General features: G+C 46.5%; 18 protein-coding genes. 12 read left to right on the top strand and 6 right to left on the bottom strand.

Going from position 1 to position 18,710, the window contains the following annotated elements; genetic code table 11:
- Positions 1–86: 86 nt before the first annotated feature.
- From BC343_RS23010 to BC343_RS23025, 4 genes are all read right to left on the bottom strand, one after another.
- Positions 87–692: a TetR/AcrR family transcriptional regulator gene (locus tag BC343_RS23010; protein WP_078350158.1), complete on the bottom strand. Its 606-nt coding sequence runs from the start codon at positions 690–692 to the stop codon at positions 87–89.
- Between the two features lie 88 nt (positions 693–780).
- Positions 781–3,207 (bottom strand): AsmA family protein, encoded by a 2,427-nt coding sequence (locus BC343_RS23015; protein WP_078350159.1) that lies wholly within the window; start codon positions 3,205–3,207, stop codon positions 781–783.
- 118 nt (positions 3,208–3,325) lie between these two features.
- Positions 3,326–3,697 carry an iron chaperone gene (locus tag BC343_RS23020; RefSeq protein ID WP_078350160.1) on the bottom strand — a complete coding sequence of 124 codons (372 nt, stop codon included), beginning with the start codon at positions 3,695–3,697 and terminating at the stop codon, positions 3,326–3,328.
- Positions 3,698–3,709: 12 nt separating this feature from the next.
- Complete coding sequence (locus tag BC343_RS23025; protein ID WP_078350161.1) at positions 3,710–4,186, bottom strand: VOC family protein; 477 nt, start codon at positions 4,184–4,186, stop codon at positions 3,710–3,712.
- A gap of 244 nt (positions 4,187–4,430) precedes the next feature.
- Between BC343_RS23025 and BC343_RS23030 the strand changes: the two genes are divergently transcribed.
- The 7 genes from BC343_RS23030 (at position 4,431) to BC343_RS23060 (ending at position 11,778) form a co-directional block, all read left to right on the top strand.
- Entirely contained in the window at positions 4,431–4,907 is a 477-nt protein-coding gene (locus BC343_RS23030) for a group II truncated hemoglobin (RefSeq protein WP_078350162.1), read from the top strand.
- Positions 4,904–6,316: an ATP-binding protein gene (locus BC343_RS23035; RefSeq protein ID WP_078350163.1), complete on the top strand. Its 1,413-nt coding sequence runs from the start codon at positions 4,904–4,906 to the stop codon at positions 6,314–6,316. The genes BC343_RS23030 and BC343_RS23035 overlap by 4 nt, the downstream gene beginning before the upstream one ends.
- Before the next feature lie 15 nt (positions 6,317–6,331).
- Complete coding sequence (locus tag BC343_RS23040) at positions 6,332–7,990, top strand: FAD-dependent oxidoreductase (protein WP_078350164.1); 1,659 nt, start codon at positions 6,332–6,334, stop codon at positions 7,988–7,990.
- Positions 7,991–8,216: 226 nt separating this feature from the next.
- Positions 8,217–9,158, top strand: coding sequence for a TonB-dependent receptor (locus BC343_RS23045; RefSeq protein WP_078350165.1), 942 nt, complete (start codon positions 8,217–8,219; stop codon positions 9,156–9,158).
- A 28-nt stretch (positions 9,159–9,186) separates the two neighbouring features.
- Positions 9,187–9,948, top strand: coding sequence for a TonB-dependent receptor domain-containing protein (locus BC343_RS32000; protein WP_078350166.1), 762 nt, complete (start codon positions 9,187–9,189; stop codon positions 9,946–9,948).
- 15 nt (positions 9,949–9,963) lie between these two features.
- Complete coding sequence (locus BC343_RS32005; protein WP_162276923.1) at positions 9,964–10,557, top strand: TonB-dependent siderophore receptor; 594 nt, start codon at positions 9,964–9,966, stop codon at positions 10,555–10,557.
- Between the two features lie 12 nt (positions 10,558–10,569).
- A complete protein-coding gene (locus tag BC343_RS23060; RefSeq protein ID WP_078350168.1) occupies positions 10,570–11,778 on the top strand; it encodes a PepSY-associated TM helix domain-containing protein in 1,209 nt (402 codons plus the stop codon).
- A 49-nt stretch (positions 11,779–11,827) separates the two neighbouring features.
- Here BC343_RS23060 and BC343_RS23065 read toward each other — a convergent pair whose 3' ends face one another.
- Entirely contained in the window at positions 11,828–12,451 is a 624-nt protein-coding gene (locus tag BC343_RS23065; RefSeq protein ID WP_078350169.1) for a hypothetical protein, read from the bottom strand.
- 227 nt (positions 12,452–12,678) lie between these two features.
- Between BC343_RS23065 and BC343_RS23070 the strand changes: the two genes are divergently transcribed.
- The 5 genes from BC343_RS23070 to BC343_RS23090 all read left to right on the top strand — a co-directional run bounded on the left by BC343_RS23070 (position 12,679) and on the right by BC343_RS23090 (position 17,814).
- Positions 12,679–14,127, top strand: coding sequence for a circularly permuted type 2 ATP-grasp protein (locus tag BC343_RS23070; RefSeq protein WP_078350170.1), 1,449 nt, complete (start codon positions 12,679–12,681; stop codon positions 14,125–14,127).
- Positions 14,128–14,197: 70 nt separating this feature from the next.
- Positions 14,198–15,133, top strand: coding sequence for an alpha-E domain-containing protein (locus tag BC343_RS23075; protein ID WP_078350171.1), 936 nt, complete (start codon positions 14,198–14,200; stop codon positions 15,131–15,133).
- A gap of 97 nt (positions 15,134–15,230) precedes the next feature.
- A complete protein-coding gene (locus BC343_RS23080; protein WP_078350172.1) occupies positions 15,231–16,211 on the top strand; it encodes a transglutaminase family protein in 981 nt (326 codons plus the stop codon).
- 27 nt (positions 16,212–16,238) lie between these two features.
- Positions 16,239–16,961 carry a peptidase gene (locus BC343_RS23085; RefSeq protein WP_078350173.1) on the top strand — a complete coding sequence of 241 codons (723 nt, stop codon included), beginning with the start codon at positions 16,239–16,241 and terminating at the stop codon, positions 16,959–16,961.
- Between the two features lie 4 nt (positions 16,962–16,965).
- Positions 16,966–17,814 carry a transglutaminase-like domain-containing protein gene (locus BC343_RS23090; RefSeq protein WP_078350174.1) on the top strand — a complete coding sequence of 283 codons (849 nt, stop codon included), beginning with the start codon at positions 16,966–16,968 and terminating at the stop codon, positions 17,812–17,814.
- 243 nt (positions 17,815–18,057) lie between these two features.
- Here BC343_RS23090 and BC343_RS31430 read toward each other — a convergent pair whose 3' ends face one another.
- Positions 18,058–18,705: a hypothetical protein gene (locus tag BC343_RS31430; protein ID WP_202909843.1), complete on the bottom strand. Its 648-nt coding sequence runs from the start codon at positions 18,703–18,705 to the stop codon at positions 18,058–18,060.
- Between the last annotated feature and the right edge of the window lie 5 nt (positions 18,706–18,710).

Here is an 18,710-nt window from a genome sequence, read left to right on the forward strand (position 1 = left end):
TTATTTCGTGCGTTTTGATGCTTCCCGATGGCGATGCAATAGTAATTAATAAAATATACCAATTGGTATATTTTATGTCAAAATTTTTACACGCGTATCATTTTGATCAGTAGTTCGGCGGTCTTCATCACGCGGTTAAGGTTGCTTTGGCTATCGGTTACCTTGGCTATCATAATGCCGCCTTCTATCAGTGCAATAAGCGAAAGGGCTATGCGCTCGTCGTCCACATCGAATTTAAACTCCTTTGCATTTATGCCTTCCTTGATCAGATCTTGTATGTTTTGCTTCCATTCCAATACGGCTTTGGCTGCACGCTCTTTCAACAGGGGGTTGGTATCATCAGCCTCTGTTGAGGTATTTAAAATAGGGCAACCACCGCGGGGGAAATGCGCTGTGCGGGTGAAATGGTCGTAAACTTGCACATAAACCATCAATTTTTGGTGAAAAGTGGTGGCTTGGGCTATGCGTTCGCGTATTACCTGCCGCACTTTGCTGTAGTTGTGCTCAAAAACAGCCAAGGCAACATCCTCTTTATTTTCGAAGTTGCCGTATATGCTGCCCTTGGTTAGGCGGGTAGCATCCGTAATATCCGACATGGAGGTGCCGGCATATCCTTTGGTATTAAAGATATCGGCAGTAGTTTCAATAATGAATTGGCGGGTCTTTTCGGCCTTGGATAATTTGCTTTCCATAAAACAAATATACCAATTGGTATGGTATTTATTTGCTTAGAAGTAAAACGTTTACAAAGCCCTGAAATATACCGTTCGGTATCTTGTATTACTTATGGTTTTTGTTCCAGCCAATTTTCAATTTACCTTCTTCTTCGTGCGCACGGATGTGTAATACAATACCTTTAAAGCGGCGCTTCTTCAATTCTTCGGGGTCGGTAATGTCTTCGTCCTTTTTGGGATTGCGCAGGGGGACATCTAAAGCAATATCGGTTCCGTTAGTTAGCCCGTAAACACCGGCCACATCCATATTCAACACGCTCGAACTGATCTCCATGGGGTTAATGGTTATCTTATCGCCCATAATATCGAAATCGCCATTGAGGGTAGATAAGGTAATGTTATCCAGATCGCGGAAAGGGAAGGCAAACTTGCCCACACTTTTTATCGGCTTAAAGTTGAGCAGAGCTCCGTTGCTTAACGTGATCTTTACTTTACCCCTTATAGAGTGTTTTACAATATCGCCGGTATTGGTAACTGAGCCGGTGGTGCTGGTAAGTGCCGATAAATTGCCCCGCAGGTTTTGGCTGGTGAGGTCGCCCAAACCAAAGTTATCGAAGGCATAAAAAAACTGGCTCACGTTCACGCCCTTGATGTCGGTTTGCATAATAAAATCGTTCACCTTGCCCTTCTGCACCAGGTTGCCGTTTAGTTTTAGCGAGCCGCCCGATGTTGCTAAAGCCAGCTGCTTGATACGAATACCATCTTCAGACAGCAGCAGGTCGGACTTAACATCTTTCGCTAAAAATTTGCGGTAATGCAATTCGTTTATCTTCATGTGCATATCCGCTTTTGCGCTGTTTAGTACTTCGGCGAGGCGCTTAACCATATCGGCGCTGTTGCCGGATGGTTTGCTCGGCGCTTTTGATGGCTTGGCACTATCCAGGAAACCCAAAAACTCGCCCAGGTAAATTTGCGGGCTGCTCACTTGCCAGTCTATCAAAATCTTTTCGGGCGCGCTGTAATATAGGTTCATAAAATTCTTTACCGCGCCTTCCATCTTTACAATGCTTTGCCCGCTTTGCAGCCTGATGTTTTTCAGGAACAGGTCGTTCCCTTTAAAATCAAGCAAAATAGAGCTGTTGGTTAGGTTGAGGTTGCGTGGCACATAACGCACATTGGCGCCGCTAAGCCCGATGGTACCCTGTACCGCCGGTTTGTTTATTTGCAGGTTTACAACATCCGCTTTATAGCGCAGGTCCATAGCCACCTGCCCCTTGGTAAACTTGGCCACATTACCAGTAAGCAGGTAATTAAGGTTGGTAACCGGAAAGTTTGCTTTAAAGTTACCCGTAGCAATAGGCACCTCCAGGTTGGTAATGCTGCCCGTATCTATCTTAAAAGGTAAATGGCTGTAGCTGCCACTAAATTTCTTCAACCTTATAACTGAGTTGGCATCGCTAAAGCCTTTTCCTTTTATATTCTCGTTGGTAAAAACCGCATCAAAGTTGCAATCATCAATAACTGCACCCGGTATGGTGAGTTTATTATCGGTAACCCCGGCAGCAACGTTAAAGTATGGGTCGCCACCACCGAAACTGCCCGAGATAATGGCTTTTACATTAATAGGCTTATCTAAGTTAAACTTATTCAACACGCGCTGAATATTCGGAGCCAGCAAAGCCGATGCCCTTCGCCACAACAGCTTTTCGTTAGTGAGGTGGAATGCAAAACTATCATCGCCTTCGCCGGTAACAAACAGGGTATTTAAGCCGAACACATCGCCACCGATATCGAAATTATTGGACTTTACGGATATTTTGCCCGTTTCTTCATTAAAACCGGCATCCAAATCGGTATTTATCTGCCTGTTTTTAATAAAACTGCCACGTTTAGTATTAAACGCAAGGCTTTTAGCCAACACATTCAGGTGTACATTGGCATGCCAGCCAGTATCGGGATAAGTCATTTTACCGGCAAGCTGGCTCACCGCGAAATTGAACAACTTGTGCGCCTTTTGATTATCGATGGTGAAGTTTACATTAGCCAGGCTAAAGCGCTTCAATTGGGTAGACGAATTGCTTTCGTTCGCTTCAGCCTTTACTTTCTCTTTTTTGCTTTTCTTGAAAACCGAGGTATTGCTGTAGCCCAGGCTATCGGTATACAGGTCGATAGCTGCATTATCTATATCGATATTGTTGATGCTGATAACACCACGCAGCAAAGCAGCAGCGTTAACCGATACATTGAATTCTTTTGAATTGAGTAAAGTATGGTGGTGCTTAGGGAATTGCCTGTCGCGGATAACTACATCCCTCAACGATAGTGATACATCGGGGAAGTTGGAGAAGAACGACGGGCGGATATCGCCAACGGTAAGCGAGCCATCTAAATTCTCGTTGAGTTTTTTAATGACCTGCGCCAGTACTTTTTCCTTGTTATTAGATACATATATAGTGGCACCCACCGCCAGCAATACAACCAGCAGAATGAGCGCGCCAAGCACTTTTAACGATATTTTTAACCACTTAGGCATTTTAATTGATTTACCTAAGAAAAAACATCGCCCCGTTTTGTTTTACTTTAAGTGGTGGTAACTAATAATTTACCGCAAAAACTCATAGCTTTCGGGAATAAACGACGCTTACCGTTGGTTACTTAGACTTTTTAGGCGCCTTTAAGTTCTCCTGTAGACGGTACTCCACTATCTTCCTCACCAGGTCCAGCGGCATGGGTTTATTCAACGGGAATTGAATAGAGCCTTTTGCGCTTTTGAATTTGTTGGCGGCGATATCCTCAGCAAAAACAACAATGGCTTCCGAGCCGGGGTAAAGCCCGATGTGTTTTTCGTAAGCGGCAAAATGCGCCAGCAGCCCTTTGTATTTATAGGTAGGGATAGCGTAGCTGATGCTTTCTTCTGCATCGGGCATCACTTCATAAATGGTTCGTTTAACATCATCCATGGCGTCCTGCGCCTCTTGCGGAAACCAACTGTAATATTCTTCAACGTTTTTAGGGGTTCTCATAACTATGGGGTATTATTTATTGTAATAAGCAGCCTCTAAAGCGGCAACGTCCAGTTTTACCATTTGCAACATGGCCTGCATGGCTCGCTGCGCACCGGCGGCATCGGCACCACCCAATACCTGCCCCAAAACATCGGGGATGATCTGCCACGATACGCCGTATTTATCAGTTATCCAGCCGCACTTCATCGGTGTGCCTTCTTCGGCAAGTTTATCCCAAAGCTCGTCAACCTCTGCCTGGTCTTTACACTTCACAAAAAATGAAATAGCCGGGCCATCTATCTTGTACATAGGCCCGCCGTCAAGTATCATAAACTCCACATCCTCCAACTCAAAGGTAGCCGTGAATACTTTCCCTTGTTTATCCGGGCTTTCGCCGGGGAAGCGGCGCACATTCTTAATACTCGAGTTTTTGAACACGGAAGTGTAATATTCAATGGCCTCATCCACATTGCCGTTGAACCATAAAAACGGTGCTATCTTTTGCATAATGTTTTGGTTTATATCAGTTTATCAAATATACGGCCGCTAAGCCACCATAACAGGGTGTTATTGCGACTATTTTACGGGCTGGACGCGGCCGGTGCCGTTTACATAGCGATGGGTTTTAAACCCATCGCTATGTTTTTGCAATACAATATACTCTATTTAAGTTTCCATTCCGCCATGCCAATTATTTTCCGTTAGGTACGAGTTTGCAACCAAGCGTTTTTTATTACTAATTTTATGAACTATGAAAAACGTACCAACCCTGTACAACTGGGTGGGCGGCAATGATGCACTGGAGAACCTTACCAGGGTGTTCTACGATAAGGTTTTGAAAGACGAATTGCTGCACCCGGTGTTCAAAAGTATGTCGGCCGCGCATACCAAACACGTGGCGCATTTTATCGGCGAGGTATTCGGCGGACCGCCGCTTTATACAGAAGGCGATGAAGGCAGCCACGCCAAAATGGTATCGCACCATATTGGAAAATTGCTAACCGAAGCACAACGCCAACGTTGGATGACCCTGCTGCTGGAAAGCGCCGACGAGGTGGGCGTAGCCGATGACCCCGAGTTTCGGTCTGCCCTGGTTGCTTACCTGGAGTGGGGCAGCCGCATAGCTGTAATAAATTCTAACCTTACTGATAACCCTTTGCAGCACGATGCACCTATGCCCCAATGGGGATGGGGTGTACCTGGCGGCCCTTATATACCCGAGCCATGAACGACGTAAAACTTGAGGTTACTTTAGAAGAACTAAAGGCCATCCCCGTATTAAGCGAAGTGCCAGACGACCAGCTGCAATGGTTTTTAGATGCCGGCGAGGTAGTTACTTTTGAAGAAGGCGAACGCGTATTTGAATTTGGCGATGCCGTGAAATATACCACGGTATTGCTCGAAGGGCGCATACGTATATGCGCTACACAAGGTGGCAAGTACCGCGAAATAGCCGTGATACGCGAGCAGGGGATAACGGGCTACCTGCCATTCTCGCGCGCAAAAAAAACGCCGGGCTTTGGCGAATGCGTTAGAAGGGTGCGTTTGCTAACCGTGCCTGCTGATAAGATAAAAGAAGCCACCAAAATACACTACGAACTCACCGAGGCCCTGGTACACACCATGACCAGCCGCGTACGCGATTTTACATCGCTGCAGCAGCAAAACGAAAAGATGTTTGCCTTAGGTAAGCTATCGGCCGGTTTGGCGCACGAATTGAATAATCCCGCTGCGGCTATCAGTCGCGGTGCATCATCGCTGGATAAGCAGATAAAAAACCTGCCTGCCATGTTCAAAGCTATCGTATCGCTGAATATGAAGCCCGAAAAGGTAGATAAGGTGAACGAATTACTGGTAAGCCGCGCCAACCAAACCGACCGTCCCGTGCTGAGCATGATGGATAAGGCCGACCACGAGGATGCCCTTGCCGATTGGTTGCTTGACCACGATATTAAAAAACTGGAGTTTGCCGAGAACCTGGTGGATTTTGATTTTAAGCCTGCCGACCTCGACCACATGAACGCCTGCACGCCATCCCCGCAATTGGAAATTGTACTGGCCTGGGTGAACAATTACCTGCTGGCCACCAAAATGATAGACGATGTGAAAGAATCGGCGCAGCGTATTTCTCAATTGGTTACATCGGTGAAGAACTTTACCCACATGGACCGCGATACCGATAAGCAATTGATGGACATACACGCAGGTATACGCAATACCCTTACTATGCTTAACTACAAGCTGAAGAAGGGCAATGTAAAACTGGTGGAAGATTTTGACCTGACACTGCCGCAGGTAAGAGCCATGGCGGGAGAACTAAACCAGGTTTGGACCAACGTGATTGATAATGCCATTGATGCCATGGAGCCTAACGGCGGCGGCACGCTGGAGATACGCACCCGTAAAGACCGTCAGTTTGTGCAGGTAATTATAAAAGATAACGGGCCGGGCATACCCGAAGAACTGCAATCGCAGATATTCGACCCGTTTTTTACAACCAAGGAAATGGGCAAAGGTACCGGGCTGGGGCTTGATGTGGTGAGCCGCATCATCAGGCAGCACAACGGCACCGTGAAAGTGCATTCGGTACCGGGGGATACCGAGTTTGAAATTTGTTTCCCTTTAAACGACGACTAAACACTACCAAAAAACATGGACCAACCTATCATATTTGCTATTGACGACGACCCGCAGGTACTGCGGGCCATAACGCGCGATTTAAAAAGCCAATACCGGCAAGATTACCGCATACTGAGCACCACATCCGTGAAAGAAGCTTTAGACAGTTTACTGGAGCTAAAGAATAAAGGCGAAGTAGTGGCGATGTTCGTATCAGACCAGCGCATGCCCGAAATGGAGGGTGTTGATTTCCTGTGCAAGGCATTAACGTTTTTCCCGCAGGCCAAGCGCGTATTGCTTACTGCTTATGCTGATACCGATGCGGCTATAAAAGCCATTAATGATGTAAAGCTCGATTATTACCTCACCAAGCCATGGGACCCACCCGAGGAAAAACTGTATCCCGTAATAACCGATATGCTGGAAGACTGGCAGGGCAACTACCGCCCCGATTTTAAGGGTATAAAAGTTATCGGCTACCAGTTCTCGCCAAAATCGCACGACATTAAGGAATTCCTCTCGGGATACCTGGTGCCGTATTTATGGCTGGATGCCCATTCAGATGAAGCAAAAAAACTTTCTGAGGTTAATAAACTGGAAGCAAAGGACCTCCCCGCAATCATATTTGCCGACGGTGCTTTGTTGAAAACACCATCGGTACGTGATATAGCCGCCAAAATAGGCCTAAGCCAATCGGCCAAGAACGAATTGTACGATGTGGTTATCATAGGCGCAGGGCCCGCGGGCTTAGCGGCTTCGGTATATGGTTCATCAGAAGGATTGAAGACTTTGCTGATAGAGCGTAAAGTACCGGGCGGGCAAGCGGGCACCAGTTCGCGGATAGAGAACTACCTCGGTTTTCCGGCGGGCCTAAGCGGTGCCGACCTCACGCGCAGAGCCATTACACAATCTACCCGTTTTGGTACCGATTTTCTGTCGCCGCAATCGGTAAAGGAAATTAAGCTGAAAGATAACTATAAAACCGTGGTGATGGACGATGGTACAGAAGTGCTCACCAAATCGGTAGTAATAACCACCGGTGTTGATTACCGCCAGCTAACCACGCCGGGTATCGACCAGTTTACCGGCGCAGGCATATACTACGGCGCCGCCATGACGGAGGCTGCATCATGCAAAGATGCCAATGTATACATTGTAGGTGGCGGTAACTCGGCAGGGCAGGCCGCTATGTACCTTTCTAAATTTGCCAAACAGGTTTATATCCTCATCCGTAAGGAGGACCTAACGGCCACCATGTCGGCATACCTTATCGATCAGATAGACGGCGTGAACAATATTACGCTGCTACCTTGCTGCGAAATTACCGAGGCCCGTGGCGAAAACCGCTTACAGCATTTAACCATTAAAAACCTCAACAATGGCGAATGCAGAAAAGTAGATGCCGATGCGCTTTATATATTTATTGGTGCCAAACCGTTTACCGATTGGCTGGGTAAAGCCGTTATTAAAAACGACCGTGGCTTTGTAGAAACCGGCCGCGACCTGAACAGCTGCCAGGATTTTGAAAAGATATGGAAGTGGAACCGCGACCCATACCTGCTGGAAACCAGCATACCCGGTATTTTTGCCGCAGGCGATGTACGCGCAGGTGCCATGAATAGGGTGGCTTCGGCCGTTGGCGAGGGGTCCATGGCGATTAGCTTTGTGCATAAGTATTTGGCAGAGATATAAATAAACCGCTATTTAACGGCTTTAAGTAAAGGCTGGCTCATTTTGGGCCGGCCTTTTTGTTTTTCTATAGCTGCCGTTTCAATAGTTTCAAGCCGGGCGGTTGTCTAATGAAATTTTTGTAAGGCGATTAGGGCACATGTTGGGTTATTCGCAAAAGTTTTCTTAATTTTATTTAGACCAATTATAAATAATTGTATCTTCGCCGCACTTAATCCCCTCAGATACAATGAACAAACACTTACAAATTTTTATTAAATGCTTTACGTTTTTAATTGCCGGTATAATATTAATGCCTTCTGCCGGTTTTGCGCAAAACGGAAAAGGCGCACTATCGGGCACCGTAATGTCTGATTTTGGATTGCCTGTAGATATGGCTTCTGTACAGTTAAGAGGTACAGGGCAAGGTGCAAAGGTTAACGAGAAAGGCTCGTTCCTGATCGAGAATATACGCCCCGGCAAATACCGCCTGCAAGTTTCGAAAGTTGGCTACAACAAGGTAGATACCGCCGTTGTTATAGATGCCGACGTTACTGCGCAGATAAACATCGTTTTAACTGCATCTTCGGCCGGGCTTAGCGAGGTTACTATTACCAGCAAGCGCGCAACAGCCGTTAAAGCCGTGTCGCCATCACTTAGGTTAAATACCCCACTTATAGAAACTCCGCAGAATATTACAGTAACCTCGCAGCAAACCATAAAGAGTATTGGTGCGCTATCGTTATCAGAGATCTTGCGTACCAGTAGCGGCATTATAGCCGGTGGTGCAAAGCAGGATATCTCGTTCAATGTGCGCGGTACGCAGGTTTACAGCAGCATTTTACGCAATGGCGTAGGTAGCGGCTACTGGTTTAACCAGGAAGCAGATGCCGCAATGATAGAGCGTGTAGAATTTGTAAAAGGCCCCGCAGGCTTCATGATCAGCAATACCGAACCCGGTGGCTTGGTAAACATTGTCACCAAACAGCCTACGCATGATCGCATTGCCAGCTTTGGTTTTGGCACGGGTAGCTTCAACATGATGCGTACCAACGTTGACCTTGGCGGCGAGGTTACGGCCAACGGCGCGCTTACTTACCGTTTGAATGCCGGTTTGCAGCAACAGAATGATTTTTACCAGTTCGGTAAATTCAACAAGAATTTTGTGGCTTTGGCACTGAAGTACGAGTAAAACATCGGTAACTGCCGAATACAACCGTATGTATGGCCGCTCGGTAAGCAACGGGCAAACCATACCTACCATTAACGGTAAGTTCTTTGCCATCCCCAGTAAGATGGGCCTGATAGACCCTAACATCCCCGGCACTAAATCAGCAGATAACTACTACCGCCTGCAGGTAAGCCACAAACTGGACGATACCTGGCGCATAAACGTGCAGGGTGGCATGGCCAATGGCCCATGGGGTGGCTACATGATGTATACCGAAGGCATATCGCCAACACAGGATAGTATTTACCGTTATTCGGCCTACACCGGCTGGAAAAATAAATTGGCAACTATTCAGGCATTTTTAGATGGCCAGTTTAACACAGGCAGCAAAATAAACCACAAAGTTTTAGTAGGTGTTGATTATGGTAATACCGATGTACGCAGCACCGGCGGCAATACTTACGGCGACCATAGCCGTTTTACATTGGCTTTAAATGCCCCTACATACTATATCCCGCTCGATTCGTTGACCAATTTTGATGCTAATTCTTTCGATTCGCAGTATGGCACCCGTTACCAGGCGCTTTACGTGCAGGATCATATTAAGCTTTATGATAAACTGATAGTAACACTTGCTGCCCGCTACACCAATGCAGTAAGTTGGGCCAACTACAGCGACCCGGTTGAGCAAACCGACAATAAACTGGTACCGCGCTTTGGTTTAACTTACCTTATTACTAAAGACGTTTCTGTTTACGGTTTATACGATGGTGCTTTTGTACCCCAAAACGGGCGCAGCTTTAGCGGGTAGGTATTTAAGCCATTGGTGGGTTACAACAAAGAGTTAGGTATTAAAGGCCAGCTTTTCGATGGCTTTAATGCCAGTGCATCGGTTTATCGCATTGTAAAAAACAACGCCTTGACTACCGACCCGGAGCACCCCGACTTCCAGATACAAGCAGGCCAGCTGGTAAGTGATGGTGTGGAGTTCGATATCAGCGGCAATATATTGCCAAACCTCAACCTGTTTGCCAACTACGCATACACTAATGCCCGTATTACCAAAGATAATAACCCGCTACTGGTTGGTTCGCGTAACTATGGTGCGGTAAACCACACGGCAAATATTTTCGCACGCTACAACTTTACCGAGGGCGCCATTAAAGGCTTCTCGTTAGGCGCGGGCGGACAGTACCGCGGTCAAATAAGCGGAGGTTTTGGCTCGGGCTATTTGCCAAACTATACCTTGTTCGAAGCATCGGCAGGTTATACTTATAAAAAGATGTTCATCAACCTGAATGTCTATAACCTCTTCAACAAAAATTACGCAACATCGGGTTACCAAATTTCGGATGTCGACTGGATGTACACCGCCGGCGAACCCATCAATTACCGTTTAAGCTTTGGCTTTAATTTTTAATAGCACCGATAAATGACCGCTAAGAAAGTTATAGGGCAAATACATTTATGGCTGGGTTTCATAACCGGCATAATTGTATTCATTGTAAGCATTACCGGCGCTATCTACGTTTTCCAGGAAGAGTTGAGCAACATGGCCGAGCCATGGCGTAAAGTAGCTGTAGAGAAAAAGCCCGAAATATCGCCCCTGCAAATGGAGCGTATAGGTGCGCACTATTTCAGGGGCGCGAAACTAAGCTACTTTATTCAGCAGAAGGGAAAAGCGGTTGAGGCCGTATACACCGTAGGTAAAAAGAATGCCAACCTGTTTCTGGATCCGTATACCGGAAAAATATTGCACGCGGTGCCACCTGCCCAAAGCAGTTTTGATTTTTTTGGCTTTGTGCTGCAGGGGCACCGTTCGCTTTGGTTCCCGTATAATATTGGCAGCCCTATTGTAAACTATGCTACACTCGGTTTTGTAATATTGCTTATAAGCGGACTGGTTTTATGGTGGCCAAAAAATAAAAGCGCAGCCAAACAACGCTACTGGTTCCGCTGGAAGGATAGCACCCAATGGAAACGCAAGAATTACGACCTGCATAACATCCTCGGCTTTTATGCAATGGTGTTTTTGCTTTGCATAGCATTAACCGGTATGGTTTGGGGGCTTAACTGGGTGTCGCAGTCGTTATACTGGGCAACCTCGGGTGGTAATATAATAGATGAGTATAAAGAGGTGTTCTCCGATACCACTAAAGCCAATAAAGCACACCAGCCTATTTTAGCAGTAGATAAATTGTGGCACAAATTCAAGGCCGATTATCCTACTGCTTACGGGGTTTACATATCGGTACCTGAGAATAATAAAGCCACTATTTACTCCAACGTATATATGGTTGAGGGAAAATATTACCGCGACAATAGTTTTGAACTCGACCAGTATACGCTAAAACCCATCGAACGCCGTAACGACCCATTCAAAGGCGATTATGAACAGGCGGGTTTTGGAGCACGTTTGCGCCGAATGAATTACGATATACACGTTGGGGCTATCTTCGGGCTTCCCGGTAAATTCCTGGCATTTTTCGCCGCCATTATTTCTGCAACGCTGCCCATAACCGGTGTTTACATTTGGTGGGGGCGAAGAAAAAAGGTAAAGAAGGGCGCCGCAAAAACGCCAAAGCCCAAAACAGGGGAGTTGCCTTCATCTCCAACCAGGAGGTATAGGCCGTCGGTTTAGGCTGAGCAAAATATCCTTACAAGCCCGGTGCACACAGCATCGGGCTTTTTTATTTCGCCGGAGCAGAATAAACCACCAGCTTGGTGTCATTCTTCTTGCTGGTGCTTTTTACGCGCCAATTTTTACCTGTTTTTATTATTTCACGCTTTTGGCATATAGCATCTACTTGCAATATAAAATCGCCAATAAAGTCACCCCCGTAAAAGCGGACGGTGATATTTTTCGAAGAGCGCGGAAGGTTCAGAAGTTCGCCTTGCAAATTTTGGATGTATCTGTATTCTTTCAAGGTAAGTCCCTTTGATATCACGCCACCAGTCCCATCGTTGTTGCGTGTTTTATTGCAGATAGAGCGCTCTATCCCTCCCACTTTTAAATTGTGAATGGTTGTTACTATAGCGTTGTTAAACACAGCCAGTGGTAACAGCGCCCAATAGGTATATTTAAGTACTGATCGTTTTGGCTTGAACAACCGCCGCAAAGCGTAATACAATAATACCCCCAATATAAAAATACCTGCCGAACTCACGAAGGTCTCGGCTCCCGAAAACATATCGTAAGAAAGCGCGTAGTAGTTAAGCCCGTGGCAAGTGCAGTCGGTAACTATTGTAGCTACCCACAGCAACACGCTTGTTAAAATAAAGACGGCTATAAAAGGAAGATACCTGTCTTGCATGGTTTTTGGTTCCTGCAAAATACCAAATTTGTAATTAATAATTAAAACCTCGCCAAAAACAAAAGCTTGTTAATGTTTTTACATTTTTATAATATTAAACTTGTATTAATTAGGCTTATTTTTTCATAATTTACCAAAAAAATTGCGGGTTTGATGCGGTTATTCATTAATATTACCAAATTGTAAACCATTCGCGCCGCAGTTTAGGCAATTAAGGGAGAGTTTTTATGAACAGATCGCAACATTTTGACAAATACAATGCAATTAATGGCGTATGGGACGAAATGTATAACGAAACCAACGGCGTTCGCGGGCATTATCAGAAAGTAATTGAGTATTTGGCTAACGAATCGCCGGATGACCTCAACAGGAAAGAAGAATTGGCCAAAAGGCTTTTCATGACGCAGGGTATTACCTTCACCGTGTATAACAGCGGCGAGGGTATCGAAAAAATATTCCCTTTCGATATTATCCCGCGTATCATAACCGCGTCCGAATGGGAATTTGTAGAACGTGGCATTAAGCAGCGCCTAAACGCACTCAATCTTTTCCTTAAAGATATTTACCATAACCAGTTCATCATTAAGGATGGTATAGTCCCTATTGATATTATCTACTCCTGCCCGCATTTCCTGCGCGAAATGTACCAATTGAATGTGCCTTACGACGTGTACGTACACATTGCCGGAGTGGACCTGATCCGCGATTACGACGGCACCTTTTATGTGCTGGAAGATAACCTGCGCACCCCATCGGGCGTGAGCTATATGCTGGAGAACCGCGAGATAACCAAACGCCTCTTCCCCGATCTGCTGCCCAATTGCGGTGTGCGCAGCGTAACCGAGTATCCGTCTATCCTGTATAAAAACCTCATGTCGCTTTCGCCAAGGCAAATGAGCAACCCTACCATTGTGCTGCTTAGTCCGGGTATTTACAACTCGGCCTATTTTGAGCATACCACGCTTGCCCGCTTAATGGGTGTTGAACTGGTAGAAGGCCGCGACCTGGTAGTGAATAACCACAAGGTTTACATGAAAACCACCACGGGCCTACAGCAAATAGATGTAATATACCGCCGTGTAGATGATGAGTATTTAGACCCGCTGGTATTTAACCCTAACAGTGTGCTTGGCGTAGCCGGCCTGATGGGCGCTTACCGTAAAGGCAACGTTGCTATCGTGAATGCCGTAGGCAACGGCGTGGCCGACGATAAGGCCACTTATATTTACGTGCCTGATATGATAAGGTATTACCTTAACGAGGAGCCCATCCTGAAAAACGTACCTACTCACCGCCTGAGCGACCCGGATGAGCGCGAACATGTTTTCAAAAACATCAATAAAATGGTGATAAAGAAAACCAATGGCAGCGGCGGTTACGGTATGCTAATGGGCCATGCGGCCAGCGAGGAAGAAATTGAAGAATACAAAGGCGAGATACTGAAGGCCCCGCGTGATTTTATTGCGCAGCCAACCATCAGCCTTTCGGCAGCGCCGTGCTATATTGGCGGTATATTGCAACCCCGCCGTATCGATTTACGGCCCTACGCCCTTTGCGGCCCGGATGGTATTGAGATAGTACCGGGCGGCCTTACCCGCGTAGCCCTCACCGAAGGTTCGCTGGTAGTGAACAGTTCGCAGGGTGGTGGTAGTAAGGATACCTGGGTGTTAAGTTAGAGTCAAGAGCAAAGAATCAAGAGACAAGAAGATCCGATATCGAAAATTCGATATCCGAAATAAGGAAAATATGTTAAGTAGAGTAGCAGCAAGTTTTTATTGGTTGAGCCGTTACATTGAGCGGAGCGACGGTATTTTGAGGATGCTGAAGATAAATTATAATTCCTCCCAGGATTCTACCGAGGGGTTCACCTGGTCGCCGGTTATCCGTATTTTTTCGGGCCACGATGAGGAGCTGGAAGCACGCTTGGGTAACGATAGCCGCGCCGTTTTGCGCTATATGGTTACCGACAAAACCAACCCGAACTCCATCCTCAATATCATCACCTTTGCGCGCGAGAATGCCCGTAGCGTGCAGGAGCATATCCCCAAAGACCTTTGGCAATGCCTTAACGAGTATTACCATACCGTGAAGGACCCCAAGTTGGACATGCGACTGCAGCGCGAAGACCCTATTACGGTGCTGGATGTGATCATAAAACAGGTAATGCTTTACTACGGCACCGCCGAAATTACCATGGAACGTGGCCAGGGCCGCAGCTTTATGAACATTGGCAAATACCTGGAGCGTGCCATACAATCGATAGATATTCTTGATATTAAATACAAGCCTACCGATAGCAACCCAACCCTGCTAACCGATATTACTTATTGGAAGCACCTGCTGTTATCTATAGGCGGCTACGAGCTTTACCTGAAAACCTACCGCGATGGTTTGGAAGCGCAGAATGTAATTGAGCAGGTTATTTTGAATAACGATTTTCCGCGCTCGGTAATTTATTCGGTAAACAATATTCAGCGCTATTTCGACAGGTTGAAGAACAACAGCAATGTGAACGATTATCGCGAAATATCTTTCCAGATAGGCAAGCTGCAAAGCAATATCAAATACAGTTCGGTAAAAAGCATTACCAGCCAGGGCTTGCACCAGTTTTTAACGTTGATAAAAGACGACCTGTATAAAATTGGTAATTCGCTGAATGAATATTATTTTGCGAACTCCTAATTTGAATTTGAAAATGAGATGATCGGCAGATCTGAAGAGGAGATCCTATGTGATCCATTTTCAGAATTTCTGATCATCAAATTAAAACATTGAAGAAATGCCCGAATTTAAGATACAGCACATCACTAAGTACTCTTACGATACCCCCGTTAGGGATAGTGCCAACAAAATAATCCTGTACCCCATAGTGGATATTTACCAGGAGGTTTTGAAGCAGGATATCATGATAACCGGCAACCCGCAGATAGATACCTATGTAGACTATTATGGTAACGAGGTTGGCAGTTTTACATACAGCGAGCCGCACAACCTGTTGGTAATAAACTCGCAGGTATCGGTTAGTACACACCCCCGCCCATTGCCTACCGATGAAATAGCTTCGGCCATACAGTGGAACGAGTTAGACAGCATCAAATACATCGTCCCTTACATCGATTTCCTGAAACAGGAATACTTTGAAGGCCTGAGCGAACTGGCACCCATTGTAGAGAACGAGCGCAAAACAGATGATACCCCTTACCAGGCAGCGCTGAAGTTTACTGAATACGTTTATAAAAACTTCGAGTATATAAAAGGCGTAACCACCGTTGAAACCACGCTGGATGAGATATGGAAGATAAAATCGGGCGTATGCCAGGATTTTGCCCACTTGCTGATGGTGATGCTGCGTTTGGTAGGTATACCCGCCCGCTACGTTAGCGGTTACATTTGCCCCCGCCGCGATGGTATGCGCGGCGAAGGCGCTACTCATGCCTGGGCCGAAGCATACCTGCCCGGTTATGGCTGGTTGGGTTTAGACCCTACCAACAATTGCGTGGCTAACGAAATGCACGTGCGCCTGGCCGTAGGCCGCAACTTTAGCGATTGCTCGCCCGTGAAAGGTGTTTACAAAGGTTCGGCAAGGCATAAGCTGGAAGTATCGGTATCGGTAGGTTACCAGGAGGACGATAACCTGCCCGATGAAGAGGAACTTTTTGAAGTAGCGTCGTTCCCGGTTGCTGAAACCAAATCGGCTCCGCGCAATAGTTACGAGCGGTACATGGAGATAATCCAGCAGCAACAGCAGCAACAACAATAGGCGCTCTCGTCTGTATATTTGTTGTATATGACTTACTGTTTAGGTATAAAGGTAAAAGAGGGGCTGGTGGCTATTGCTGATACACGCATTACCACCGGTACCGATACCACCGTAAAAAAGAAGATATCCATCGTTCAGAAAGACCATCACTCGCTGTTCATCATGACCAGCGGGCTGCGGTCGGTACGCGATAAAGCTATTGTGTATTTTAACGAATTGATGGAGACCGAAGAGTTCAGCAAACTTTACCAGGCCGTTAACGCATTTGGCCAACAGGTGCGCCGTGTGGCAGAAGAAGACCGCGCCACACTGGAGAAGAATGGCTTTAAATTCGACCTGAATACCATCATAGGTGGCCAACTGCGAGACGACGAAGAACACAAACTTTTTTTGCTTTATCCCGAAGGGAATTGGGTAGAACTGGGCCTTGGCGCGCCCTTTGTAATAATTGGGAACTCGGGGCACGGAAAGGCGATATTGAACCGCACCATCGACGAAGATTCGGACATGAAACTGGCGCTTAAAGCGGGTTTTCTTTCGTTCGATAGTACGCGGGTGAGCAGTAACAATGTCGATTTTCCGATAGACGTGGCGCTGTATAAAAAAGGCTCGTTTGAGCTGATAGAGCAGCGTTATACCCAGCGCGATATGGCAGATGTATCTGCCCAATGGGCCGAGGAATTAAAAAATGCCCTGGAGCATATCCCGGGCGAGTGGATGGATAAAGCATTTAAAAAACTACCCAAATAGCAATATGAAATTTAAAGTATCGGCGGAATTAGAATATGATATAAAGGCGCCGAGCACCTTAATACTAAACATACATGCACTAATAACAGCACACCAAAAAGTGCTGCACGAAGAACTCACCATTGAGCCTCCTATAAAAATTGAAGAACTAAATGCCATGAACGGTGAGAACCGTTTTGCGCGTTTGGTTACCGAAGAAGCCGGGCTCGTAAAAATTAAATATGAAGCGCTGGTTGATAATTATTACGAGGTGAAAGATCACTCCAACGTGCAGGAACTGCCTGTATCAAGCTTTGATGCTTCGGTGTTGCCTTACCTTAATCCCAGCCGCTATTGCCAGTCGGACAAGCTATCCCGTTTGGCATTTAACACCTTTGGGCATATCGAGTCGTCATTCGAGAAGGTGTTCGCCATTACCGATTGGATCTATAAACATGTAGAATACCTCAGCGGCTCTACCGATTCGGAAACATCCGCTTACGATACCGTTACCCAGCAAGCCGGCGTGTGCCGCGATTTTGCGCACCTGGGTATCGCTCTTTGCCGCGCGCTCACCATCCCCGCGCGTTATTTTACCGGCTATGCCTACCAGCTAAACCCGCCCGATTTCCACGCCTGTTTTGAAGCCTATTTAGGCGGTGATTGGGTACTGTTCGATGCCACCCGATTGATACCGCTAAACGGTTTGGTTAAGATCGCCACCAGCCGCGATGCTGCGGATGCTTCGATTGCCAGCATATTTGGTGATGTGTATTGCAGCAACATCAAAGTATCATGCGATTACGTAGGCGAAGAACCTTTTGTGCCGATATATTATACCCGCTCGATATTTGATGGGGTGACGTATTATTAGCAGCACCGATTCCACAGATTTTTGCTTCGCTGATTCCACCGATCAAGAGCCATTTATCCACCATGTCATCTCGAACGAACCGGGGTAGGGCTGTGAAGTAGCGTGAGGAGAGAACTTCGACGATATGCAAAGCCACTAATACAAGCCGTACAAGTTCTCTCCTCGCCCTTGCACTCTTTCCGCCCCGCTGCTCGTTCGAGATGACATGACGAAAAAGCCCGGATAGAAAATAGACGTAGTTTGTTAAGCGGCCAGCTCAGCAATAACCTTATCAACGCTTCCCTGCTCCTCCGCATCCAAGCACCTCGTAGCGCTCAAATAACTCAAAGCCGATATTAGTTTATTAATGTCACTCTCCGTACCAGTGCATTGCACATAAGCGGGCAGTACAAGCGATAAGGGCCGCAAGTCCTTCCGTTCGCACCACTTGGCAATTAAACTATCTAACACTCCATGCTTAAACGGTGTCACACCCGTACGCTGTAAACCAGCCATAATACCCGCCTTCAGCATATTGCCGTAACCGCCATCGGGTAGGTAATGTGCATTATCTAAAGCCAATTGGTAATAGTTGGCAGCGGCGGCAAGGTCGCTAAGGTTCTCGTACGATTTCCCTATGTTGAGGTATAGCGATGGGTAGTGCGTTTTCAGCGAATCGTGGTTGGCTGCTAAAGCATACTTTAAGGAATCAAGATTCCATTGCAGGTTTATTAGCGGGTCGGGTTGGTTGCGGGCGCAGTAGTGGGCAGCGGTAAAGCGTTCAAAATCGTTAGTGGCAATTTCCCAGGCTTGCTTAAAATGGGTATTGGCCTCTTCTATCTTACCTTCAGCTTCGGCAGCCATACCGGCAGCGCAAAGTTTTACAACTGGGTTTTCGGGGTCGAAATCCATGCCGG

It is taken from the genome of Mucilaginibacter pedocola (assembly GCF_002013915.1).
GTDB classification, from domain to species: domain Bacteria; phylum Bacteroidota; class Bacteroidia; order Sphingobacteriales; family Sphingobacteriaceae; genus Mucilaginibacter; species Mucilaginibacter pedocola.

Excerpts from the sequence above, each read along its gene's own strand:
- BC343_RS23075 (WP_078350171.1), top strand. The coding sequence starts at position 14,198 with ATGTTAAGTAGAGTAGCAGCAAGTTTTTATTGGTTGAGCCGTTACATT.
- BC343_RS23080 (WP_078350172.1), top strand. The coding sequence starts at position 15,231 with ATGCCCGAATTTAAGATACAGCACATCACTAAGTACTCTTACGATACC.
- BC343_RS23025 (WP_078350161.1), bottom strand. The coding sequence starts at position 4,186 with ATGCAAAAGATAGCACCGTTTTTATGGTTCAACGGCAATGTGGATGAG.
- BC343_RS23060 (WP_078350168.1), top strand. The coding sequence starts at position 10,570 with ATGACCGCTAAGAAAGTTATAGGGCAAATACATTTATGGCTGGGTTTC.
- BC343_RS23045 (WP_078350165.1), top strand. The coding sequence starts at position 8,217 with ATGAACAAACACTTACAAATTTTTATTAAATGCTTTACGTTTTTAATT.
- BC343_RS23015 (WP_078350159.1), bottom strand. The coding sequence starts at position 3,207 with ATGCCTAAGTGGTTAAAAATATCGTTAAAAGTGCTTGGCGCGCTCATT.
- BC343_RS23070 (WP_078350170.1), top strand. The coding sequence starts at position 12,679 with ATGAACAGATCGCAACATTTTGACAAATACAATGCAATTAATGGCGTA.
- BC343_RS23035 (WP_078350163.1), top strand. The coding sequence starts at position 4,904 with ATGAACGACGTAAAACTTGAGGTTACTTTAGAAGAACTAAAGGCCATC.
- BC343_RS23085 (WP_078350173.1), top strand. The coding sequence starts at position 16,239 with ATGACTTACTGTTTAGGTATAAAGGTAAAAGAGGGGCTGGTGGCTATT.
- BC343_RS23010 (WP_078350158.1), bottom strand. The coding sequence starts at position 692 with ATGGAAAGCAAATTATCCAAGGCCGAAAAGACCCGCCAATTCATTATT.
- BC343_RS23020 (WP_078350160.1), bottom strand. The coding sequence starts at position 3,697 with ATGAGAACCCCTAAAAACGTTGAAGAATATTACAGTTGGTTTCCGCAA.
- BC343_RS23040 (WP_078350164.1), top strand. The coding sequence starts at position 6,332 with ATGGACCAACCTATCATATTTGCTATTGACGACGACCCGCAGGTACTG.
- BC343_RS23065 (WP_078350169.1), bottom strand. The coding sequence starts at position 12,451 with ATGCAAGACAGGTATCTTCCTTTTATAGCCGTCTTTATTTTAACAAGC.
- BC343_RS32000 (WP_078350166.1), top strand. The coding sequence starts at position 9,187 with ATGTATGGCCGCTCGGTAAGCAACGGGCAAACCATACCTACCATTAAC.
- BC343_RS31430 (WP_202909843.1), bottom strand. The coding sequence starts at position 18,705 with ATGGATTTCGACCCCGAAAACCCAGTTGTAAAACTTTGCGCTGCCGGT.
- BC343_RS23030 (WP_078350162.1), top strand. The coding sequence starts at position 4,431 with ATGAAAAACGTACCAACCCTGTACAACTGGGTGGGCGGCAATGATGCA.
- BC343_RS23090 (WP_078350174.1), top strand. The coding sequence starts at position 16,966 with ATGAAATTTAAAGTATCGGCGGAATTAGAATATGATATAAAGGCGCCG.